Genomic DNA, 20825 nt, shown 5'->3' with positions numbered 1-20825 from the left:
GTTGCGGATGCTGATGGATGAGATCGCCGGATCCAACGATGGCGCGGCTGGTGTGGCCCCGGTCGACTCGGGTCGTTCGTGAGTAGGTCCGTGGCGGGATGTCGCGGTGTGGGGCGTCAGCGTGGTCCGGGAACATCGAGCAGTATCCGCAGCAAGTCTTCCGGAGCGTCTCGCATCAGGTTGTGCCCGCCGTCGACCGCGTGGGTCGTCCATTCGGCGTCGTGCCGCAAGCGCTGGTAGATACCGGTGAACGGCGAGGGGGCTTCCCACCCGGTGGCGTAGACGTAGTCCCTGCGCCGGATGTGGGTGAGATCCCCGGTAAGCGTGAGTGGTTGGAGGACCGACGCGAGCGGGTGCGGTGTGGCTCGCGCATCGAAGAAGGGCAGCGGGCGTACGGCGTCACCGGTGTCGACCACATCCAGGTACCACTGCCGCTCTTGATCCGAGACCAGTGTGAAGCAGGAGTCACCTGATTGCGGAACCACGGCATCGATGTAGACGAGTGCCGCGACCCGGCTCGCCGCGCGGTCGGCGGCGCCGGTGATCACCATGCCGCCGTAACTGTGACCGACCAGGACGGCGTCGGTGATGTTCTCGGCCGACAGCAGCGCGGTGACGTCTTGGATGTGGGTATCCAGATTCACTCCGTGGCGCAGATGGACGCGCTCACCGACGCCGCTCAGGGTCAGCGGATACGCGCGATGACCGTGTGCCCGCAACTGCTCGGTGAGCTGCTCGAAGCACCAGCCGCCGTGGCACATGCCGGGAATCAGGACGAAAGTCGCCACGCGGCCACCTCTTAGATAGAACCGATCATTACGATCTGCGACGCTAGCAGATGATCGAACCAGTCGTTACCATCTAGGTATGCCCGTGGCCAAAGGCTCGACGATCGACCCGGCGCGCACCCGCGCCGCCATGCTCGAAGCGGCGCAACCGCTGCTGTACGAGCGTGGGCTCGACGGGGTGGGTATGACCGAACTATGCGCGCGGCTCGGGGTGTCCAAGGAGACCTTGTACCGGCACTTCGGTACCAAAGACGGGCTCGTTCAAGCGGTGCTCGAGGCGCGAAGTGACAAGGTGGGTGCGTGGCTGGCCGACGCGGTCGAGTCGGCCGGTGACGATCCTGCCGAACAATTGGCCGCGGTATTCGACGCTTTGGGGGAGTGGTACGCGCAACCGGCCTTTCGCGGTTGCGCGATGGTGAACGCGGCAGCCCAGCACTATGACGAGCAGGTGCGGGCCGTCGCCGCGCGGCACCTGCATCGCTATCTCGACCTCTTCACCGGAATCGCCGCCCGCGCCGGGGCAGAGGATCCAGCTGTCCTGGGGCGGCAACTGCTCATGCTGGTGGAGGGGGCGACCGTCGTCGCGACGATGCACGGCCCGGCGGATGTCGGCGGGCAGGCTCGCGCCGCCGCCGCGGCTCTGCTCGCCGCGGCCACCTGAACGGACTCGACCCGCGCGACGCTCCTGCGACCGGCCGGGGCCTGTCGGCCGGGGTGCTGTCGTCCGCCGCCGATTCGTGCTATCGAGAACTCATGACGCCGACGCGCTCTTCCTACGATGTCGTGATCGTCGGCGGCGGTCACAACGGTTTGGTGGCCGCCGCGTACCTGGCGCGGGCCGGGCGGTCGGTGCTGGTGCTCGAGCGGCAGCCGCACACCGGCGGCGCGGCGGTGTCCGAGAGGGTGTTCGCGGGCGTCGACGCGCGGCTTTCGCGGTACTCGTATCTGGTGAGCCTGCTGCCACGATCGATCGTCCTTGACCTGGGTTTGCGGTTCGAGACGCGGCGGCGCGCGGTCTCGTCGTATACGCCGGTCGGGGAGGAGGGTCTGCTCGTCTCGTCTCAGCGGGCCCGGACGGCGGCGAGTTTCGCGCGGCTGACCGGCTCCGATCGGGAGTTCGGCGCGTGGCAGCGGTTCTACGCGTCGACCAACCAGCTGGCCCGGCGGGTTTTCCCGACGCTGACCCGGCCGCTTCCGTCCAAGGAGGCGCTGCGGCACATCATCGACGACGCGCCCACCTGGGAGGCTCTGTTCGAGCGGCCGCTCGGCGAGACGATCGAGTCCACGTTCGACGACGACACCGTGCGCGGCGTGGTGCTCACCGACGCGCTGATCGGCACTTTCACCCACGCGCACGATCCGTCACTGCGGCAGAATCGCTGCCTGCTCTATCACGTGATCGGCGGGGGAACCGGCGGCTGGGACGTGCCGATCGGCGGTATGGGCGCGCTCGCCGACGCGCTGGCCGAGGCCGCGCGATCGGCGGGAGCGGAAATCGTCACCGGCTGTGCGGTGACGAGCATCGAAACCGACGGCAGTACAGCGGAGGTCGGATATCCGGACGGGAGAATCGGAGCGCGCCACGTTCTGGCGAACGTCGCACCATATACGCTCGCGGGGTTGCTCGGTACGCCCTTACCGCCGAAACCCGAAGGCGCGCAGCTGAAGATGAACATGTTGCTGCGGCGCCTCCCGCGCTTGCGCGACGCCGAAACCGATCCCCGGGAGGCGTTCGCGGGGACTTTCCACATCGGGGAGTCGTACGCCCAACTCGACCGAGCCTACGGTGAGGCCGCGATCGGCCGGATCCCGTCCGCGCCGCCCGCCGAAATCTATTGCCACACATTGACGGATCCGACGATCCTGGGACCTGAACTGGCCGCGCGGGGGGCGCACACCCTCACGCTGTTCGGGCTGCACGTTCGCGGAAAACTCTTCGCCGCCGATCACGCCGCGGTCAAAGACGAGATCGTGCGAGCGACCCTCGCGCAACTGGATTCGGTGCTCGCCGAGCCCATCGCGGACTGTTTGGCGACAGACGAGAACGGCGCACCCTGCCTCGAGGCGAAAACTCCGATCGAACTGGAGCGGGAGGTCGGCCTCCCCGGTGGACACATCTTCCACCGGGATCTGGCCTTCCCTTACCTTCCGGAGGACGCCGATCCCGCCGACCCCGCAGCCCGGTGGGGCGTGGCGACCGGTCACCGCAATGTATTCCTCTGCGGCGCGGGCGCCATCCGGGGCGGCGGGGTCAGCGGCATCCCCGGACACAATGCCGCGATGGCCGTGCTCGACGCCGGTCAGGCAGGCTGACCACGCAGCGCGACCTTGGCGGCGCGGCCCGGCGTCTCGGTGGCGACCGCCGCGTCCGCCGCTTCCTCCAGCGGATAGGCGGCTTCGATATCCAGTCGCAGGACGCCGTCGGCCGCGAGGGTGATCAGCTCGCGGATGAGCCGCCCTCGATGCTCGGCGCCGATCTCCTCGATCCGCTTGGCGCCCCAGAAGCCCTTGATCACCACCTGTTTGAAGATCAGCGGGCCCGGGTCGAGCGACAACGGCTGCCCCGAGAGCGCGCCGAAGGTGATCAGCTGCCCGCCCGGCGCGAGCAATGCCAACTCGGCGGCCGCGGCCCGGCCGCCCACCTGATCGACGGCCCGCAGGATCGGCGCGCCCGAGGTGGCCGCTTCCACCTGGTCGCGCCAGCCCTCGCTCTCGGTGTCGAGCACCGGCTCGTAGCCCAGTTCGCGCAGCGCCGCGACCGAGGCCGGGCCGCGCACGAGATTCAGCACGTTCAGACCGCGCTGCCGGGCGAAGACGTTCACGAGCCTGCCGACCGCGCCGTTGGCGGCATTGATCGTCAGCCAGTCACCGGAAGACAGTTCGAGGTCCTCGATCAGCATCAGCGCGCTCAACGGCATGGCCAGCAGCTGAGCCGCCGTCTCGTCGGAGACCGCGTCGGGCAGCGGAATCACCTGCCGGGCCGGGACGACGAAATACTCGGCCCACACGTTCTGCGCGCCGGACACCGTCACTCGCTGCCCGACCGACATGTCGCCGACCTCGGGACCCACCGCGTCGACCCGCGCGACCGCCTCACTGCCCGGAATCGCGGGCAACTCGGGACGGTAGCCGTACACGCCGCGCACGATGGCCAGATCGTGATTGTGGATCGGTGACAGGATCAGCGCGAGCCGCACCTCGCCCGGCCCCGGCTCGGGTACTGGGCGTTCCGCGGTGGCCAGCACGTCCTTCGGTTCGCCGAATCGTTCGATGACTACGGCACGCATAACCGCTCCTTCTCGATCAGTCGTCGGCAACGAGGACCTGGACGTCGATATTGCCGCGGGTCGCGTTGGAATACGGGCACACCTGGTGGGCTTTGTCGGCGAGCGCCTGTGCTTCCTCGCGGGACAGGTGGGGAAGCGAGACCTCCAGCGTAACGGCCAGGCCGAAGCCACCGGCGTCGTTCGGGCCGATACCGACCTTCGCGCCGACGGCGGAGTCGTCGACATTGGTCGAGGTCTGCTTGCCGACCAGGCGCAACGCCGAATGGAAACACGCCGCGTAGCCCGCCGCGAACAGCTGTTCGGGGTTGGTGCCCTCGCCGTTGCCGCCCATCTCCTTGGGGATCGACAGGTTCACGTCGAGCTTGCCGTCGGTGGTGCGCGCATGGCCGTCGCGACCGTCGCCGCTGGCCAGGGCCTCTGCGGTGTAGAGGATTCGCATGTCTACTCTCCTTCGTTCGACCAAGACTTCAGCGCCTCGGTCAGTCGGTGCAAAATGCCGCGCAACGCGATGACTTCGTCCATGGACAAGCCACTGGCCTCGGCCATCTGGGCGGGGATGGCACCCGCCTCGGCGCGCAGCGCGCGCCCGCGCTCGGTGAGCCGGATGTCGACGCGGCGTTCATCGGCCGCCGACCGCCGCCGCTCGACCAAGCCGGCCGCCTCCAGTCGCTTGAGCAGCGGCGAGAGCGTGCCGGAATCGAGGTCGAGCGCCTGGCAGACGTCTCCGACGCTGCGTTCGTCGCGTTCCCACAGCGCCAGCATCACCAGGTACTGCGGGTAGGTGAGCCCGAGCCGTTCCAGCTTCGGGCGATAGACCGCCGTCATCGCCCGGGACGCCGCGTAGAGCGGGAAGCAGAGCTGCTCGTCGAGGGTGAGGTGATCGGTCATGAGCAATAATGTAGTAGCCAATTACCTTGTGTACAAGGTAAATGGTTGGTGGCGCGCGTCACATAGGCTCGCGGAGGGCGGCGGTTCAGCGTGCCGGGAAGCGAAGGACGCGATCGTCGCCGCTCGCGGGGTCGCCCCGGCCGTCGGTGTTGGAAGTGGTGAGCCACAGCGCTCCGTCCGGAGCGGCTTCCACGGTGCGCAACCGGCCGTACCGGTCGCGCAGTTCGGCCCGGGGCCCGCCAACGCGGCCGTCCGCGAGCGGCACGGTCCACAACCGCTGGCCGCGGAGCGCCGCGACGTAGAGGATGTCGCCGGTGATGGCGATGCCCGAGGGCGAGGCTTCCGCGGTGGTCCAGGTCAGCAGCGGATCGGTGAAGCCGCGGTCGGCGCCGCCCCCGCCCTCGACGTCGGGCCAGCCGTAGTTGCGGCCGGGCTCGATCAGATTGATCTCGTCGAATCGGTTCTGCCCGAACTCCGCCGCGAACAGGCGACCGGCCCGATCCCACGCCAGTCCCTGCACGTTGCGGTGGCCGAGACTGTAGACCGGCGAGCCGGGATACGGATTGCCCGGCGCGGGAAGGCCTTCGGGAGTCGAACGGAGGATCTTTCCGTTCAGGCTCGCCGGATCCTGCGAGCGTCCGGATTCCCCGGCGTCGCCGGTCCCGGCGTACAGCATGCCGTCGGGCCCGAACGCGATCCGTCCACCGTTGTGGTTACCGGCCTTGGCGATGCCGGTAACGATCGGCTCGGGCGGGCCGTCGAGCCGGAACCGGACGATCCGATTGTCCGTCTCGGAGGTGAAATAGGCGTAGACGTACCGGCTTTCGGCGTAGTCCGGCGCGACGGCGAGCCCGAGTAGACCGCCTTCGCCACGTGCGGCGACGCCGGGCAGCCGGTAGACCTGTTCCGGCGCACGGCCTGCGGCGACTCGCAGGATCCGCCCGGAGTCACGCTCCGCGACCAGCGCGGCGCCGTCGGGCAGGAAGGCCAGGCCCCACGGCACCTCGATGTCCCGCGCGACTTCCTCCGCGGCATCGAGGTCGGGTCTTCCCGCCGGGTTGCTCGGTGCGATGGAGTCTTCTGGCGTAGGCGCACCGCTCGGCGTGGTCGGGCTCTCGCCGCCGCAGGCGCCTACCGCCGCTACGGAAAAGAGCAAGGCGATCACTGCGAGCAAGCGCCGCGCGCGGATCGGAACCTCGCTACCGGGGACGCACGCTCGGTCGGCGCCCCCGCCGCCCGAAGGCGCCGGGACGACGAGGAAGCGGCCCGATTCGAGTGCCATCAGCCGAGATACGTGCCGTACCAATCCAGGACCCGACGCCATGCTTCGGTGGCCGCCGTTGCGTTGTACCGCTGACCGGTGTCGTTGAAGAAGGCGTGGTCGGCGTCGGGTGCGGTGAAGATCTGGTGCGGGGCGCCCGAACGGATCAGTGCGGCCTCCGCGGCGGGCCGGGAGGCGTTCACGCGGGCGTCGGCCGCCGCGTAGACCCCGAGCACCGCGGCTTTCGACGCGGAGAGATCGCCGTTGTCCGGGAACGGTCCGTAGAAGGGTGTCGCCGCGGCGAGCGGGGACGGGCCGGAGGCCAGCAGTAGCCAGGTCAGGCCACCGCCGAAGCAGAAACCGGTGGCGCCGAGCTTCTTTCCCTCGACCCGGCGCTGGAGTTCGTCGAGCCCGGCGCGCAGGTCGGCGACGAACTGTTCCTGCGGGATACGGCTCAGTTCGGCGGTCGCGGCGGCCGGATCGGTGAACGCGGCGGTGCCGCCTCGCGCGGACAGCAGGTCGACCGCGAGCGCGGAGTATCCGGCGCCCGCGAAACGTCCTGCCACCGAACGGATGTGATCGGTGAGGCCCTTGTTCTCGTGGACGACCAGCACCCCGCCCCGCGGCTGCGCCGCCGCCGCCCACGCCGCTTGCAGTGGCGTCGCGCCGGGTCCGGCGAAGGTGACGGCGGCGGTCGGGAGGGCGGCGGCGGAACCGGGCGGCGTCGACGGCGCCGCGGGGCTGGGCGCGGAATCGGTGATCGCGGTGTCGTTGCTCGCGCAGGCGGCCAGGAGGGCGCTTGCGGCGGTGACGCCGAGCCCGAGCAGCCCGAGCCTGCGCAGTGCCTCCCGCCGGGGGAGCAGGCCGTCGGCGTGATCGGCCGCGATCTCCTCGGCGATGTAGCGCTGCAACGGCGTCATGCGCCCCACGATAAGCCGGATCGATGGCGGGTGCGCGGCGTTCACTGTCTGTTCGCCCCCGACAAACCGGTCCGACCGCGCATCCCACGGCATTCGCCAGGCGATTGCTACGTTGTCGCTCAATCGGGCGATCGATGGTCGGTCCGCATACCGGTCGAGGGAGCGAGATGGCAGCGGGGCGTGACATAGGACGAACGATGAGCAGGGCGATCCGGATGGTGGCGACGGTCGCGGTGCTGGCGGCCGTGGGATTCGGGTCGGGGCCCGCGGTCGCGGAGCCCTCCGTCGAGTCCCACACCGTGGGATGGACCGCGTTGCACGACGGTCCCCAGCCGTATGCCGACGTGCACATCGACTGGGACGTCCCGATCCGGATGAGCGACGGCGTCGTGCTGAAGGCCAACGTGTACCGGCCGGTGAAGCAGGGCGGCGAGGTGGAGCAGCAGCCGCTGCCGACCATCGTGAATCTGACCCCCTACACCAAGCTCATGACCAATCTGATCGACACGGCGCTCGCGGTGCCCGGCTTGCAGCCGCTGACCGTCCGGCTGGTCAACCGTGTGAATCTGGCGCGTACGCCGGTCAGCGGTTTCGGCGATCTGCTGCACGCGGTGGACGGCGGCACCGTGCAGACGGTGCTCGGACTCGATCGCAACCTGATCCGCGCCGGATACACCCAGGTCATCGCCGATGTGCGCGGAACCGGCTTCTCCCAGGGCGCGTGGGACACCCTCGGCGAGCGGGAACAACTCGACACCCGTGAGGTGATCGACTGGGCGGCCGCGCAGCCGTGGTCGAACGGCCGGATCGGGATGAGCGGCGGTTCGTATTCGGGGATCAACCAGTTGCGCGCCGCCGAGGACGCCCCGGCGCCGTTGCAGGCGATCTTCCCCGTGGAACCCGGGAGCGACCTGATGCGTGACGTCGTCGCGCCCGGCGGTGGGGTGGGGACGACGTTCCTGCCGATGTGGCTCAACACGGTCAACCAGCTGAAGCTGATTCCCGACGTGCAGTCGATGTTGAACGGCACCTTCGACTGGGGGTGGCTGCACGAACGGATGTCCGATCCGGCCAGCAACGTCGATCTGCTGGCCCAGGCGCTGCTCACGCCTTCGCTCGACCACGTGCCGCCCGCGCTGGCCGACGCGCTGGACGAGGACAGCTACTTCCGGCGCGGCATCGAGGGCCACCCGGAGCGCATCACGGTGCCCACCTTCGTCTACGGCGGCTGGCACGACATCTTCGCCAACAGCGCCACCAAGCTGTACAACGCCATCCCGCTGCCCGCGGGCAGGAAGCAATTGATCGTCGGCGACACCTACCACGCGAATCCCGGTGCGGGGACCGGCATTCCCGGAGCGCCGCCGCGGCTGGACGTGTTGCAGCGGGTGTGGTTCGACAAGTGGTTGAAGGACGTCGACCACGGCTTGGGCGATTTCGGGCCGGTCACCGTGTGGGAACAGGGAGGCGGCTGGATCACCCTCGGGCAGTTCCCGCAAAAGGACCTCAACCATCGCCGCGTGTATCTCTCGGCCACGCCGAGCGGCACCACCGGAAAAGCGGTATACGACGGATCGCTGACGATGACTGTCCCCGACGAGCGACGGACATTGACGGTGGCGCCCGGCCTCGCCGCGGCGTGTTCCCGCGACACCGCGCAGGGCTCGGCGGGCATGGCGGCGGTGGTGGACGTGTGCGCGAAGGACTCGCGCATCGCCGAGCGCAACGCGCTGACCTTCACCAGTGCGCCGATGACCGAGCGCACGGTCATCTCGGGACCGGTGAACGTGCACCTCAACACCGTGCACGACGCCACCGACGGCTACTGGAGCGTCACGATGAACGATGTGGCGCCCGACGGATCGTCGAAGGTGCTGACCACCGGGCAGTTGACCGCATCCCTGCGCGCCGTCGACGAGCGGAAGAGCAGCCGCACATCGTCCGGCGATCTGACCGAACCGTTCAATCCGCTCACCCTGGACAGCCTGCAGCCGGTGGTTCCCGGTGAGCCCGTGGCGCTGGACATCGCCGTCATCCCCACCCAAGCGGTGCTGCAACCCGGTCACCGGCTGCGGATCGACGTCTTCGCGGGCAACTCGCCGAAGGCGCTGGCCTTCCGCCCCATGCTCAACAACACCGAACTGAAGCCCCAGCACCTCGAGTTGGATCCGTCGGCGCCGAGCTTCGTCATCGTGCCGACCAACCGCCCGCTGGGCTGAGCGTCGCGTGGGGTCGTCTCGCCGGGCGACCCCCCGCGCCGGGGCTCACAATTGCGACTGCACCTGCGCGGAGATCAGCTCGAGATGCTCGAGATCGGCCAGGTCGAGCACCTGCAAGTAGATGCGGCTGGTGCCGATCTCGGTGTACCGGCCGATCTTGTCCACCACCTCGGCGGGGGAGCCGGCCAGGCCGTTGGTCTTCAGCTCGTCCACCTCGCGTCCGATCGCGGCGGCCCGGCGCGCCACCTCGGCGTCGTTCGCGCCGACGCAGACCACCAGCGCGTTGGAGTAGACCAACTCGTCGGCCGCGCGTCCGTAGGTCTCGGCGGCGGCGCGCACCCGGTCGAACTGCCGCGCGCTGTCCTCGAGCGAGGCGAACGGCATATTGAATTCGGTGGCGTACTGCGCGGCCAGCCGGGGGGTGCGGGTGGCGCCCTGGCCGCCGATCAGCACCGGAATCGGGTCCTGCACCGGTTTGGGCAGGGCGGGGGAATCGGTGAGCTGGTAGTGCTTGCCGTCGTAGCTGAACGTATCGCCGGGTTTGGTCGCCCAGAGCCCGGTGATGACGGCCAGCTGTTCTTCCAGCCGGGCGAACTTGTCGGCCGGGAACGGGATGCCGTACGCGGCGTGCTCCTCGGCGAACCAGCCGCTGCCCAGACCCAATTCGACCCGGCCGCCGGACATCTGGTCCACCTGGGCCACCTGGATGGCGAGCGGGCCGGGCAGCCGGAAGGTGGCGGCGGTGACCAGGGTGCCCAGGCGGATCCGTTCGGTCTCCCTGGCCAATCCGGCGAGGGTGATCCAGGCATCGGTGGGGCCGGGCAGGCCGTCGGCGCCGCCCATGCTCAGGTAGTGGTCGGAGCGGAAGAACGCGTCGAATCCCAAGTCCTCGGTGGCCTTGGCAACGGTGAGCAGCGTGTCGTAGCTCGCACCCTGCTGCGGCTCGGTGAAGATGCGTAGTTCCATGTCGATGACCCTAGTCGGTCGGAGCATGGGCGAATCGCTCCGCTCGCGCCATGCGGAGGACGGGGAAAGCATGCGGCGATGTCGCCGGATTATCGAGTTTCACCAGCGGCGGGGGTTCGGTGCTCGCTTGGCGTCGGCGATGCCGGCCGCGTGTAAGTCCGTGCGATGAGCGCGGCGCGCAATCGGTACAGCACATGCGGAACGGCGGTGTCCAGGCCGGTGAGGCGGCCGATGCGCTTGAGACGATGGTCCACGGTGTTCGGGTGCAGATACATCGTCCGGGAGGTCCGCCTGCGATTGAAGTCGTTGCGGATGTGCTCGCGCAGGGTGTCGAACAGCTCGGGATGGCCCTCCAGCGGGTCGAGCAGCGCCGCCAGCCGATCGCGTCCCGGCCCCGGCCGGGTGAGCTGGTATTCGAGGGCCAGATCCTCGAAACGGTACAGACCCGGCGGGTTCCGCAGGCGCCGGACCATGTCGAGCAGTTCGTGTGCCTGATCGGCGGCGCCGGGGATCCGGTCGGGCTCGGCGGTCATGGCGGCGGCGGTGAGCGGGGCGGGTACCGCCGTGGCCAGCGCGGCGACCAAGGCGTCGAGTTCGTTCGCGGCGATCAGCGACTCCGGTACCAGAATCGTCCCGCCGATCGCGCTGAGCACGGCGGGCACATGCCCGCCGCAGTGCACCGCGAGGCAGATCTGCATGCGTTGCCGGATGCTGTAGCCGTCGCCGGGGCGTCGGCCGGGACGTTCCTCGGTGGGCCGGTCGACCGCCACGGCGAGCACGGTGTATCGGTCTGCGACCGGAATGCCGTTCTCGCGGTAGACCTTCGCGGGGTGGTGGCCTCTGAGCAGTGCGACGGCGACGGCATGCGGAGCGGTCTGCTCGGCGGCGGGCGCGACGGACAGGTAGGCGAGCGATACGGTCGTGGTGACCGCGTGCAGCGCGTCGAAGAGCCCGCGGATGTCGTCGTGGTGCACGGTCTGCGCGTCCCGCAGGTGGTCGTCGAGATAGAGGCGGAATCCCTCGTGGACGAGATGCTGGACGGTGTCCATCGGAACCCCCACCCCGGCCCACCGGGTGGCGGCCTCGAAGATGCGGACCGTGCGGGCCGGTCGCTCGGGATCGACGGACGCGACCAGATCGAGGCAGTGCGTGACGGTGGCGCGGATCTCCTCGCGCAGCAGGTTGCCGCGCTCCACGTGCCGCCGGGGAATGATGCCGAGCAGGTGCCGCACGATGTGCTCGGTAGCCGGGACGATCTCGGCGGACGCCGCGGCGGTGCCGCGTGGGGATGGCATACCGCTGCTCAGACTCCGCCGCGGGCCGCCCGTAGCTCGGGCGTGCGGTGGCGGTCCGGATGTCGGATCAGGTCCGTGCAGTGCGTCTTCGCGAACATTCGTACTTCCCATCCGGTCCGCGCGGATCTCGAATCTTTTGACGCAGAACGAAATCGGCGGGCCGCAGTCTCGGTCCTCGAAATCTAGCCGCGGGCGGGGCGGATCGTCACTGCACGGGCCGACGAAGTGCTCCCCCGCTAGGTTGTTGCCGATGACAAGTCCGCGCGCACGACAGATCCGCCGCCGCGGGGAAAGGAGGTTCGAGTGCACGATGTACCGGTGATCGTCGTGATGGGGGTCTCGGGTTCGGGAAAGACGACGGTCGGCACCCGCCTGGCCGCCGCGCTCGGGGTCGAGTACGCCGAGGGCGACGACTTCCACCCGCGCGCGAACGTCGCGAAGATGGCAGCGGGGGCGCCGTTGAACGATGCCGATCGCGCACCCTGGCTCGACGCCCTGGCCGCCTGGATGGCCGAGCGATCAGGACGGGGCGGCGTCGTCACGTGCTCGGCTCTCAAACGGATCTACCGCGACCGGCTGCGCGCTTCCGCCCCCGAGGCGTTCTTCCTGCATCTGAGCGTGCCACGCGCCGAACTCGAGCGGCGTGTGACCGGACGTCGCGGGCATTTCATGCCGCCGAGCCTGCTCGATTCCCAGCTGGCCATCCTGGAGCCGCTCGGTCCCGACGAGGACGGCAGCACCATCGATGCGGCACGCCCGCCCGAGGAAGTGGTCCGGCAAGCCGTGGCAGCGCTGGACGGGTGAGCCGCGCGTCGGGTTCGTCCGCTAGAGGCCGCCGAGATCCGACAAGACATCGAAAGCGAGATCGAGGCCGCGCCACAACGTGTCGATCTCGGCGGTGACGACGGGTGCCGTGGCCGGATCCCGCATGGCCAATCCGTTCGAGAGAATGACGACGTTGGCGCCCGCGTCGGCCAGCCGGAGCAGGGGGCCGGTCGCCACCCCGCGGCCGACCACCAGGTCCAATCCCTCGCCGACGAAGTAGAAGCGCCACAGCGGGCCGAGGTCGCCGCCGTAGACCGCTTTGGTCGCGTCGACGATCAGCGCGCCGTGCTGGGCGATCGCGTCGACGATGCGGAAATAGTCGCCCGCGTTGGCGGCGGTGCTGCCGACCGCGGCGACGGAATAGGACAGGTCCACGCTCAGATGCGCGTTGTACCCGGCCATCGCCACGCGCGCGGGGGACAGCTCGCAGTGGCTGGTCAAGGCGAAATAGTGTGCCCAGTGCGGGTCGACGGGTGCGCCGGTGAATTCGGCGTGCACTGTGCGCAGGAAGCGCGACAGCAGTTCGAGACTGATCCGATGCGCCCACTCCGGGTCGTCGAATGACGCGGGGTCGCGCTGTAGCGGCAGGACGGCGGCCCGTTCGACCGCGTCGAGCCCGAGGGCGAACACCCCGCGCAGATCGCGGTGTGCGACCAGGATCTGCGTGATCCGCCGGTGCCGATCGACGGCTTCCTCCAATTGCCGCAGCGCGGAACCGGTCAGCGTGCCGGTATCGGACAGTTCCGCGATAGCGGCCGTCTCGGCAGGCGCCAGCGGTGTGCCGCAGGCCGTGGCCGCCGGTGCGGCGGAGGCGTTCGCCGCACCGAGCGCGATCGTGAGGATCAGCGCCGTCGCGGCCGAGGTCAGTGCTGAGAAAAGCTGCCGCGCAGCAGTACTCGGCGTACGCGCGAGGATGTTCGGCATGCTGGCTCCAGGGTCGTGAATCGCGATTCCGCGCCGGGACGGCCGAAGTGGATGAATTCGGCGATGCGGCACGCGGTAGGTGGCGCAGGGCGGGATCGAAGCCTATCCGAGCCGATCGCGTCGCGCAGCGCGGCGTCAGTGCGACGCGAAGCAGGAGCCGGAAGGCGCGCCCGGCAGGCAGATCTCGGCGATGGCGGAGACGAGCAGCCACGCGCCGATCAGTAGCGAACCCACGGCTATCGCGCCGAATACGAACACCCACAGCAGGCCGGGCAGCCGGGTGAGCCTGGCGAGTTGGTCGGCGTCGGAGTCGACCTCGTGATAGCGGGCGCGCTGCTGCCGGGAACGTCCCCGCTGTAGCTCCAGCACCGGCCGTGCCCCGGCGAACAGCAGGAACCAGGCTCCCAGATACGCGAAACCCGCTTGCAGCGTGTCGGTGCCGAACCAGGAGACGACGAAGACCGCCGCACCGAGTCCGAGCACGGTGATACCCCCGTAGATGTTCCTGATCTTGATCAGGAGCGCGGCGAGCAGGACGATGGCGGTCCACAGCATCAGCGTGATCCGGCTGGCGCCGAGCAGGGCGGCGAACCCGAGGCCGAGCAGCGGCGGCGCGGGGTAACCCGCCATCGTGGTGAGGATCATCCCGAGGCCGTAGGGTTTTCCGCTCGACACCGTGAGCCCCGAGGTGTCCGAATGCAATCGGATGCTGTTGAGCTTGCGGCCGGTGAGCAGCGCGACCAGGGCGTGCCCTCCTTCGTGTGCGATGGTGACGATATTGCGGGTGAGCCGCCAGATCGGGGTGTAACCCACCAGCACGAGCGCCGCCACCGCGGCCGCCACCACCAGCCACCACGGCGGTTGCGCCTGCGTCGTCGTCAGACGATCGGCGATGGAGGCGCCGCGCTCGAAGAATTCCGCTCTGTCCACCGCCGCACCTTAACCGCCCGCGGACGGCCGCGCTCGTGGCATGCGTTCCTTGCTGGGACGCCACCGGCGGACGCGGCTATCACGGCCATGTGCCTCTGATATCAGAGGGTGGTCCGGCTCTTGCCCGGCCTCGGAACTCGGGTCAGCTGGTTCTCGTGAGGATCCCGGTCATATCCCCCGCCACGCCCTGTGTCCGGTAGGAAACAGTCCCGTCCGGCCGCAGTTCCAGATGGGAGGACGCGCCTTCGTCGTTACATCCACCGGGATTCTGAGTGAGTGCGGCCCTCAACGTGACGCTTTCCGCTGTGACAGCTGTGAGTGTCTCGGCGCGACCGCACTTCAAGCCGATGATTCGGCCGGTATTGGTCGATTCTCCGACTTGTTCACCTATGTTGCCCGGATCGAGTGTCAGGATGATGTCGTAGCTGCCGAGAAGATCTTTCGCCACACCTGTCCACTCGCCGAGAAAGGCACTCGGAACGCTGGTAGCGGAGGGACTGCTGCTGGTGGTCGGGGTCGTCTCGTCGGCCTGCGTGGCGGTAACCGTGGAAGGTTCGCCGGTGGCCTGGGTGGTCTGCGCGATCGAATCGTTCGAATCGTCGTTCCGTAGCTGTGCGCCGACCACGAACGCCGCTACGGCGACGGCGATGCAGACGACGAGCGCGCCCGCGACGAGCAGGGCGCGGCCGGGGCGGCGCGGATGAGGTGTGGCGGCGGCCGCGCCGAACCGGGGCGAACTCTGGTGTGCGGGCGGGTAGGTGTGAGGTCCGGTGTACGTGGGAGACGCTTGCGGCGGGCCCGGATGCCGCAGGTGCGTGGGCGCCGATCGCCCGGGGTCGCTGTGCGGGTGCGCAGGTGCGGCCGAATGGATCATGGTGTCGGCGGTGCGCGCGGGATGCGGGGGTGCGGGAAGGTCCGGGCGGTCGAACGGCCCGGAGTCGAGGTTCAGCAGCTCCACTGCGCGGTGGCTGACCTCCTCGAGCACCGGGGCGGGCAGCCAGCCGCCGCGCTCGGGGATGCCGAGAGCGGTGAGCTGGGTGAGCAACTGGTCCGGCGTCGGGCGGGCCGCGGCGTCCTTGGCCAGGCAGGCCGACACCAGCGGACGCAGACGCTGCGGGACGTCGTCGAGCTGCGCTTGCTCGTACACCACCCGCCACAGCATCTGCACGGTGTCGCCGACGCCGAACGGTCCGTGGCCGGTCGCCGCGAACACCAGGATCCCGCCGAGGGCGAAGACGTCCGCGGGCGGGCCGACCGGGTCGCCGGTCACCTGCTCCGGGCACATGAATCCCGGAGAGCCGATGACCTTCCCGGTGGTGGTGAGCTGACTGTCGTCGACGGCGCGGGCGATGCCGAAATCGATCACCTTGGGACCGTCGAGAGCCAGGAGGACATTGGACGGCTTGAGGTCGCGGTGCACCACCCCGGCGCCGTGGACCGCCGTCAATGCCTCGATCAGCCCGTGTGCCAGCACGAGCAGCGCGTGCTCGGTGAACGGGCCGTACCGGTCGACCGCGTCGGCCAGCGAGAACCCGGCCACGTAACCGGTGGCCAGCCACGGCGGATCGGCGTCCACATCGGCGTCGAGCACCGGCGCGGTGAACCGTCCGCCGACCCGGCGCGCCGCCGCGACCTCCCGCCGGAAGCGCGTGCGGAACTCCGCGTCGATCATGTCGGGGCGGATGACCTTGACCGCGACGGTGCGCCCGCCCGCGTTCCGTCCGAGGTAGACGCGGCCCATGCCGCCGACGCCCAGGACGCCGAGCAGGCGATAGTCCCCGATCCTGGCCGGATCGTTCATGCCGAGCGGTTGCATCGCGCAGCTGGTTCCCTTCTCATGGCGTACGACCCTCCGAGAGGCTACTCACCGGGCACTCTCGTGTTCGCGCAGCGCCTGCCCCCGCTAACCGGCCATGCTGGGCGCGGGCGCGGGCTGCTCCCGCCGCGCCCGTCTGGCCAGCAGATATGCCGCGAGCGCGGCGGGAATGTTCATCAGAACGCCGTAGACCGCGCCGGGCACGGCCATGGTCTCGTTGTCCAGCACCGACGCGGCGACGGCGATCGCGAGGGCCGCGTTGTGCACGCCGATCTCCATGGCCGAGGCGATGGCCTGATCGGTTTCCACTCGCGCGAGCCGGGGCACGAAGTAGCCGACGGCCAGGCTGATCACGGCGAAGGACAGGCAGATCGCGGACAGCTTTCCGATGTGCTCCGACAGCGTGTCCAGATTCGAGCCGACTCCGGCCGCGATCACCAGCGCGAGCACCACGACCGAAAGAATCTTGACCGCACCGCGCATCCGGCGCGACCATTCCGGGAACCGCCGGTGCACCGCCATGCCGATCGCGACGGGCACGAGCACGATGGCGAAGACCTGAGCGAATTTGTCCGGCCGCAGCCCGACCGAGCCCTCGCCGTCCAGGAACAAGGCGTAGGACAGCGCCACCACCACCGGCATGGTGAACACCGCGAGCACCGAATTGATCGCGGTGAGCGTGATGTTCAGCGCCACGTTGCCCCCGGCGATGTGACTGAACAGGTTCGCCGACGCACCGCCCGGCGACGCGGCGAGCAGCAGCATGCCCGCGGCCAGCGCGCCGTCCAGTCCGAACAGGCGGATCAGGCCCAGGCACACCACGGGCAGCAGGACCATCTGGCACACCAGCGCGATCACCGCAGCTTTCGGGTAGCGCAGCACGCGCGCGAAATCGTCGGTCGTCAGCGTCAATCCGAGCCCGAACATCACCAAGGCCAGTGCCAGCGGCAGCAACACCGCGAAAATCGTTGCACCCATGGGGGTCTCCTCTCCGCCGAGCGGCCGAGCCGGCCGATCCCGGGGACCGACGTTATCGACTCGCGGCGAAGGTGGCCAGCCCTGGTCAGGCGGTGACCGTCACACCCAGAGCCGCCGACTCTCGTGCCTTCGTCAGCAGGCGCAGCGTCGTGACGGCGTCGCGCGGGTCGACGGGTACCGGCGCGCCGTCGAGGAGCGCGGCGGCCATGGCGGAGTAGAACGCCGGGTATGCGCCGGGCGCGGTCGGCACCGGGACGAGATCGGGTTCCGCGCCGAGGACGCCCCAGCGGTCGGCATCGACTGTGCCCCAAGGTGAATCGTCGTCCGGGCGGCGTCCGGACCGCAGCGCGTCCTCCTGCGGGTCCAGCCCGTAGGTGACATACCCGGCTTCCGAGCCGAGCACCCGGAAGCGCGGCCCGAGGTGCGGGGCGACGGCGCTCATCCACAGGTGGGAGCGGACACCGCCGTTGTGGGTCAGCGCGACGAACGCGTCGTCGTCGGTGGTGATCCCCTCGCGCCGCCGGTCCAGCTCGCAGTACACCGAAGTCACCGGCCCGAACAAGGTCACCGCTTGGTCCACCAGGTGACTGCCGAGGTCGAGCAGGATGCCCGCGCCCTCCTCGTCCGTGCCGACCTCCCGCCAGCCGCCCTTCGGCACCGGACGCCACCGCTCGAACCGCGACTCGAACCGCCGCACCCGGCCCAGCTTCCCGGTCTCGACCAACTCGCGCACCGTCCGGAAGTCGCCGTCCCAGCGCCGGTTCTGGAAAACCGACAGCGCCGGCCCGGAGCGTTCCGCGCGCGCGACGAGGTCCTCGGCGTCGTCTGCCGAGACCGCGAACGGCTTGTCGACCACCACCGGCAACCCGGCCTCGAGGGCTTGCCGGGCCAGCGGCGCGTGGGTGCGGTTGGGCGTCGCGATCACGACCAGATCTATGCCCCGCGGCGCGGCGAACAGCTCTTCGGCATGCGGCACCACGCGCACGCCCGGGTGTTCGGCGCGGGCGCGTTCGGCGCGCTCCTGCGAGGAGGTGACCACGGCCGCGACACGCATCCGAGGCTCCGCCGCGATCAGCGGAGCGTGGAAGACCGACCCGGCCAAGCCGTAACCGAGCACGGCGACGTCGAGGATGCTCATGCCCCGACGCTACCGCGCCGGTCGCTGCGCCCGGCGGCGCCACGTACGCGCCGGTCCGCCGAGTGAGACCGCTTCCGACCGGCGCCGACCAATCCGCTGATCCCCTGTGGTCCTAGGGCGCCGTGCGAGGTCGGCGGCTTCGATCCATGCTGTTCGGACGTCGAGACCGTACCGGGACACAGCCCGCTCAGCGCCGCGATGCGGCGGAGTACTCCTGTTCGGGCCGTCCCGTGGTGCCGTAGCGCAAGCTCATGCGCACCGTGCCGCTCGCCACGAGCCCGGCCAGGTAGCGCTGGGCAGTGGCCCGGGAGACGCCGATGGCGGCGGCGACCTCGCCTGCGGACAGGGGCGTGTCGGCAGCGAGAATCGCTTGCAGCACCGCGTCTTTGGTGGGCGAGGACACGGCAGCCGACGGGCTGGCGGAGGCCGTGGGACGCAGTGCGTGCAGCGCGGCGGACACCCGGGCGTTGTCGATCTGCGGCGCGGCGAGAATGCGCCGGTACCGGGCATAGGCGGCGAGCCGGGCGGCCAGGTCGGTATGCGGAAACGGCTTGACGAGGTAGGCCAGCGCGCCCGCCGCGATGGCGGCTCGCACGGCCTCGCTCTCCGTCGACGCGGTGAGCATCATCGCGTCGCAGCGGATCTCGCGGACGAAATCGATGCCGGATCCGTCCGGCAGATAGACGTCCACCAGCGCCAGGTCGATCGGCTCCGCCGCGACCAGTTCCCGCGCGGACGCGAGGGTGTTGGCGGTGCCCGCCACCGTGAAACCCGGTATGGACCGCACGATTCCGGCATGCAGGTTCGCCACCCGGAAGTCGTCGTCGACGACGAGGACGGTCAGGGTCGGCGCGGCCATGCCACCTCGCTTTCCACGAGCACACCGGGGATGCGGGCGATGAACTCCGCGCCGGTGAGCGGCGGCGGGCCGCCGCCGGGGCTCGACAGGCGCACGTCGCCGCCGTGGGCGCGGGCGATCTGGCGGATCAGCGCGAGGCCGACGCCGCGCCCGCCGGGTACGCCGCGGTCCTCGCGGGTCGAGACCCCTTCGGTGAACAGCGTGTCCACCAAGCCGGGTGCGACGCCGTCGCCGGTGTCGGCGACGGTGATGTGCAACGTCGAATCCTCTTGCACCAGTTCGACTTCCACCTGCCGCACCGCCCGTTCCCCGACGCGGACGGCCTCCATGGCGTTGTCCAGCAGGTTGCCGAGCACGGTCGTCACGTCCACCGGATCGGTGAGACTGCCTTCGACCCAGGTGTTGGGGCCGAGTACGAGTTCGACGCCGTTCTCCCTGGCGTGCGCGGCCTTGGCGGCCAGGAATGCCTGCAGGTACGCGTCGTGGATGGCGTCGATGCCCGGTGTCGCCGGGCCGAGCGGGCCCGCACCGATCAGTTCGTCGACGGACCGCGCCGCCTCCCCGACCCGCCCGCCGTGCAGCAGTCCGCTGATCAGGTGCATCTTGTTGGAGAACTCGTGGCGCTGCGCGCGCAGCACCGTGCTCATCGACTGCACCGCGTCCAGTTGCCGGGTCAGCGATTCCACGTCGGTGCGGTCGCGCACGGTGAGCACCGCGCCGAGATCGCGCCCGTCCCGGACCACCCGGCGCGCGGAGACGATGACGATATTCGCGCCGACCGTCGCCGAGGCGGGCTGCTCGTCGAGGTCGCGAAAGACTTCCAGCACGCGGGGTGTCAGCCCGAGTTCGTCCACCGGACGCCCGATGTCCGGCGCGACATCGAGCAGCCTGCGGGCCTCGTCGTTGACGAAGGTGGTGCGCCACGACGCGTCGACCGCGAGCACGCCGCCGCCGATACCGTGCAGCACCGCGGCTTGGCCGCGGACCAGTTCGGCCAGCTCGTCCGGTTCCAGCCCGAGCGTGAGCCCCCGCCACCGGCGGGCGAGCAGGACCGATCCGGCGATGCCGACCGCGAGCGCCACCGCGACCAGCGCGCCCGCGGTGCGCAGGTCGCCGAGCAGTTGATCGTGCACCGCGTCGGTGGCGATGCCGACGCTGACCGCGCCGACCACACCGTCGGAACCGGGTGCCAGCACCGGGACCTTCGCGCGCACCGAGTCGCCGAGCGTGCCGCGTTCCTCGGTGATCGACTCGCGGCCCGCGAGCGCCTCGGACGGATCGGTGCTGACGTGCTCGGCGAGCCGTCCGGCGTCCGGATGCGCGAGGCGGATGCCCGCGTCATCGGTGATCACGACGAACAGCGCACCGTTGCGCTGCGTCGCGTCCACCGCGAGCCGCTCGAGCGGGCCTGCGGCCAGCTCCCGGCGCACGGCGGGATCGTCGGCGACCGCCCCCGGCGCGTACCTCCCCACCTCGGCGCGCACCACCGGATCGGCGGCGACGGTGCGCGCGACGGCCAGCGCGCGCTGGCCGTAGGCGTCGCGCAGCCGCTGGTCGCTGAGGTAGCCGAACACCGCGAACGCGACACCGAGGGTCAGCGCGACGACCAGGATCTGCGACAGCAGAACCTGGGTCCGCAATCGCACGGCCCGCGCGCCCTCAGTGGCCATGGGCGCAGCATAGGCGCGAATTACCGCGCGCGGGGAGCGTGAGCGGAATGCGCAAAACCTG

Annotated in this window: 19 protein-coding genes; 4 read left to right on the top strand and 15 right to left on the bottom strand. The window is 70.0% G+C overall.

The features are described 5' to 3' along the window. Positions 1–116 precede the first annotated feature (116 nt). Positions 117–788, bottom strand: coding sequence for an alpha/beta hydrolase family protein (locus ABZ803_RS18680; protein ID WP_357039348.1), 672 nt, complete (start codon positions 786–788; stop codon positions 117–119). Between the two features lie 79 nt (positions 789–867). Here ABZ803_RS18680 and ABZ803_RS18675 point away from each other — a divergent pair, with 79 nt between their 5' ends. Both ABZ803_RS18675 and ABZ803_RS18670 read left to right on the top strand, forming a co-directional pair. Continuing rightward, positions 868–1449, top strand: coding sequence for a TetR/AcrR family transcriptional regulator (locus tag ABZ803_RS18675; protein WP_357039345.1), 582 nt, complete (start codon positions 868–870; stop codon positions 1447–1449). 92 nt (positions 1450–1541) lie between these two features. After that, complete coding sequence (locus ABZ803_RS18670) at positions 1542–3101, top strand: NAD(P)/FAD-dependent oxidoreductase (RefSeq protein ID WP_357039342.1); 1560 nt, start codon at positions 1542–1544, stop codon at positions 3099–3101. Here ABZ803_RS18670 and ABZ803_RS18665 read toward each other — a convergent pair. From ABZ803_RS18665 to ABZ803_RS18645, 5 genes are all read right to left on the bottom strand, one after another. Then, positions 3089–4075 carry a zinc-binding dehydrogenase gene (locus ABZ803_RS18665; protein WP_357039339.1) on the bottom strand — a complete coding sequence of 329 codons (987 nt, stop codon included), beginning with the start codon at positions 4073–4075 and terminating at the stop codon, positions 3089–3091. The genes ABZ803_RS18670 and ABZ803_RS18665 overlap by 13 nt on opposite strands. Before the next feature lie 16 nt (positions 4076–4091). After that, entirely contained in the window at positions 4092–4514 is a 423-nt protein-coding gene (locus ABZ803_RS18660; protein WP_357039336.1) for an organic hydroperoxide resistance protein, read from the bottom strand. 2 nt (positions 4515–4516) lie between these two features. Continuing rightward, positions 4517–4963 carry a MarR family transcriptional regulator gene (locus tag ABZ803_RS18655; RefSeq protein ID WP_357039334.1) on the bottom strand — a complete coding sequence of 149 codons (447 nt, stop codon included), beginning with the start codon at positions 4961–4963 and terminating at the stop codon, positions 4517–4519. A gap of 85 nt (positions 4964–5048) precedes the next feature. After that, entirely contained in the window at positions 5049–6245 is a 1197-nt protein-coding gene (locus ABZ803_RS18650) for a PQQ-dependent sugar dehydrogenase (protein WP_357039331.1), read from the bottom strand. Further along, positions 6245–7144 (bottom strand): dienelactone hydrolase family protein, encoded by a 900-nt coding sequence (locus ABZ803_RS18645; RefSeq protein ID WP_357039328.1) that lies wholly within the window; start codon positions 7142–7144, stop codon positions 6245–6247. Before ABZ803_RS18645 ends, ABZ803_RS18650 begins: the two co-directional genes overlap by 1 nt. 197 nt (positions 7145–7341) lie before the next feature. Between ABZ803_RS18645 and ABZ803_RS18640 the strand changes: the two genes are divergently transcribed. Then, on the top strand, positions 7342–9363 hold the full coding sequence (locus ABZ803_RS18640) for a CocE/NonD family hydrolase (protein ID WP_357039325.1): 2022 nt from the start codon (positions 7342–7344) through the stop codon (positions 9361–9363). 45 nt (positions 9364–9408) lie between these two features. On the opposite strand, the gene ABZ803_RS18635 is transcribed toward ABZ803_RS18640, so the two are convergent. Both ABZ803_RS18635 and ABZ803_RS18630 read right to left on the bottom strand, forming a co-directional pair. After that, positions 9409–10329: an LLM class F420-dependent oxidoreductase gene (locus ABZ803_RS18635; protein WP_357039322.1), complete on the bottom strand. Its 921-nt coding sequence runs from the start codon at positions 10327–10329 to the stop codon at positions 9409–9411. Positions 10330–10418: 89 nt separating this feature from the next. Then, positions 10419–11624, bottom strand: a complete 1206-nt coding sequence (locus tag ABZ803_RS18630; protein WP_357039319.1) for a helix-turn-helix domain-containing protein — start codon at positions 11622–11624, stop codon at positions 10419–10421. 330 nt (positions 11625–11954) lie between these two features. On the opposite strand from ABZ803_RS18630, the gene ABZ803_RS18625 reads away from it, so the two are divergent. Then, a complete protein-coding gene (locus ABZ803_RS18625) occupies positions 11955–12428 on the top strand; it encodes a gluconokinase (RefSeq protein ID WP_357039929.1) in 474 nt (157 codons plus the stop codon). 21 nt (positions 12429–12449) lie between these two features. On the opposite strand, the gene ABZ803_RS18620 is transcribed toward ABZ803_RS18625, so the two are convergent. From ABZ803_RS18620 to ABZ803_RS18590, 7 genes are all read right to left on the bottom strand, one after another. Further along, positions 12450–13373 (bottom strand): DUF5995 family protein, encoded by a 924-nt coding sequence (locus tag ABZ803_RS18620; protein ID WP_357039316.1) that lies wholly within the window; start codon positions 13371–13373, stop codon positions 12450–12452. A 135-nt stretch (positions 13374–13508) separates the two neighbouring features. Continuing rightward, complete coding sequence (locus ABZ803_RS18615) at positions 13509–14303, bottom strand: M50 family metallopeptidase (RefSeq protein WP_040866344.1); 795 nt, start codon at positions 14301–14303, stop codon at positions 13509–13511. 142 nt (positions 14304–14445) lie between these two features. Further along, on the bottom strand, positions 14446–16119 hold the full coding sequence (locus ABZ803_RS18610) for a protein kinase (RefSeq protein ID WP_357039311.1): 1674 nt from the start codon (positions 16117–16119) through the stop codon (positions 14446–14448). An 87-nt stretch (positions 16120–16206) separates the two neighbouring features. Next, entirely contained in the window at positions 16207–17097 is an 891-nt protein-coding gene (locus ABZ803_RS18605) for a bile acid:sodium symporter family protein (RefSeq protein WP_357039308.1), read from the bottom strand. Positions 17098–17182: 85 nt separating this feature from the next. After that, positions 17183–18235: a Gfo/Idh/MocA family oxidoreductase gene (locus tag ABZ803_RS18600; RefSeq protein WP_357039305.1), complete on the bottom strand. Its 1053-nt coding sequence runs from the start codon at positions 18233–18235 to the stop codon at positions 17183–17185. A 187-nt stretch (positions 18236–18422) separates the two neighbouring features. Further along, positions 18423–19094 (bottom strand): response regulator, encoded by a 672-nt coding sequence (locus ABZ803_RS18595; protein ID WP_357039303.1) that lies wholly within the window; start codon positions 19092–19094, stop codon positions 18423–18425. After that, a complete protein-coding gene (locus ABZ803_RS18590) occupies positions 19076–20764 on the bottom strand; it encodes a sensor histidine kinase (protein WP_357039300.1) in 1689 nt (562 codons plus the stop codon). The genes ABZ803_RS18595 and ABZ803_RS18590 overlap by 19 nt, the downstream gene beginning before the upstream one ends. Positions 20765–20825 lie beyond the last annotated feature (61 nt).

This window comes from Nocardia sp. NPDC047648, from assembly GCF_040642815.1.
GTDB lineage: Bacteria > Actinomycetota > Actinomycetes > Mycobacteriales > Mycobacteriaceae > Nocardia > Nocardia gamkensis.
This window is presented reverse-complemented; position numbering and strand designations above follow the sequence as displayed.

Coding starts and splice junctions, on each gene's coding strand:
- ABZ803_RS18675 (WP_357039345.1), top strand. CDS start 868: ATGCCCGTGGCCAAAGGCTCGACGATCGACCCGGCGCGCACCCGCGCC.
- ABZ803_RS18670 (WP_357039342.1), top strand. CDS start 1,542: ATGACGCCGACGCGCTCTTCCTACGATGTCGTGATCGTCGGCGGCGGT.
- ABZ803_RS18665 (WP_357039339.1), bottom strand. CDS start 4,075: ATGCGTGCCGTAGTCATCGAACGATTCGGCGAACCGAAGGACGTGCTG.
- ABZ803_RS18660 (WP_357039336.1), bottom strand. CDS start 4,514: ATGCGAATCCTCTACACCGCAGAGGCCCTGGCCAGCGGCGACGGTCGC.
- ABZ803_RS18655 (WP_357039334.1), bottom strand. CDS start 4,963: ATGACCGATCACCTCACCCTCGACGAGCAGCTCTGCTTCCCGCTCTAC.
- ABZ803_RS18650 (WP_357039331.1), bottom strand. CDS start 6,245: ATGGCACTCGAATCGGGCCGCTTCCTCGTCGTCCCGGCGCCTTCGGGC.
- ABZ803_RS18645 (WP_357039328.1), bottom strand. CDS start 7,144: ATGACGCCGTTGCAGCGCTACATCGCCGAGGAGATCGCGGCCGATCAC.
- ABZ803_RS18640 (WP_357039325.1), top strand. CDS start 7,342: ATGAGCAGGGCGATCCGGATGGTGGCGACGGTCGCGGTGCTGGCGGCC.
- ABZ803_RS18635 (WP_357039322.1), bottom strand. CDS start 10,329: ATGGAACTACGCATCTTCACCGAGCCGCAGCAGGGTGCGAGCTACGAC.
- ABZ803_RS18630 (WP_357039319.1), bottom strand. CDS start 11,624: ATGCCATCCCCACGCGGCACCGCCGCGGCGTCCGCCGAGATCGTCCCG.
- ABZ803_RS18625 (WP_357039929.1), top strand. CDS start 11,955: ATGGGGGTCTCGGGTTCGGGAAAGACGACGGTCGGCACCCGCCTGGCC.
- ABZ803_RS18620 (WP_357039316.1), bottom strand. CDS start 13,373: ATGCCGAACATCCTCGCGCGTACGCCGAGTACTGCTGCGCGGCAGCTT.
- ABZ803_RS18610 (WP_357039311.1), bottom strand. CDS start 16,119: ATGCAACCGCTCGGCATGAACGATCCGGCCAGGATCGGGGACTATCGC.
- ABZ803_RS18605 (WP_357039308.1), bottom strand. CDS start 17,097: ATGGGTGCAACGATTTTCGCGGTGTTGCTGCCGCTGGCACTGGCCTTG.
- ABZ803_RS18600 (WP_357039305.1), bottom strand. CDS start 18,235: ATGAGCATCCTCGACGTCGCCGTGCTCGGTTACGGCTTGGCCGGGTCG.
- ABZ803_RS18595 (WP_357039303.1), bottom strand. CDS start 19,094: ATGGCCGCGCCGACCCTGACCGTCCTCGTCGTCGACGACGACTTCCGG.
- ABZ803_RS18590 (WP_357039300.1), bottom strand. CDS start 20,764: ATGGCCACTGAGGGCGCGCGGGCCGTGCGATTGCGGACCCAGGTTCTG.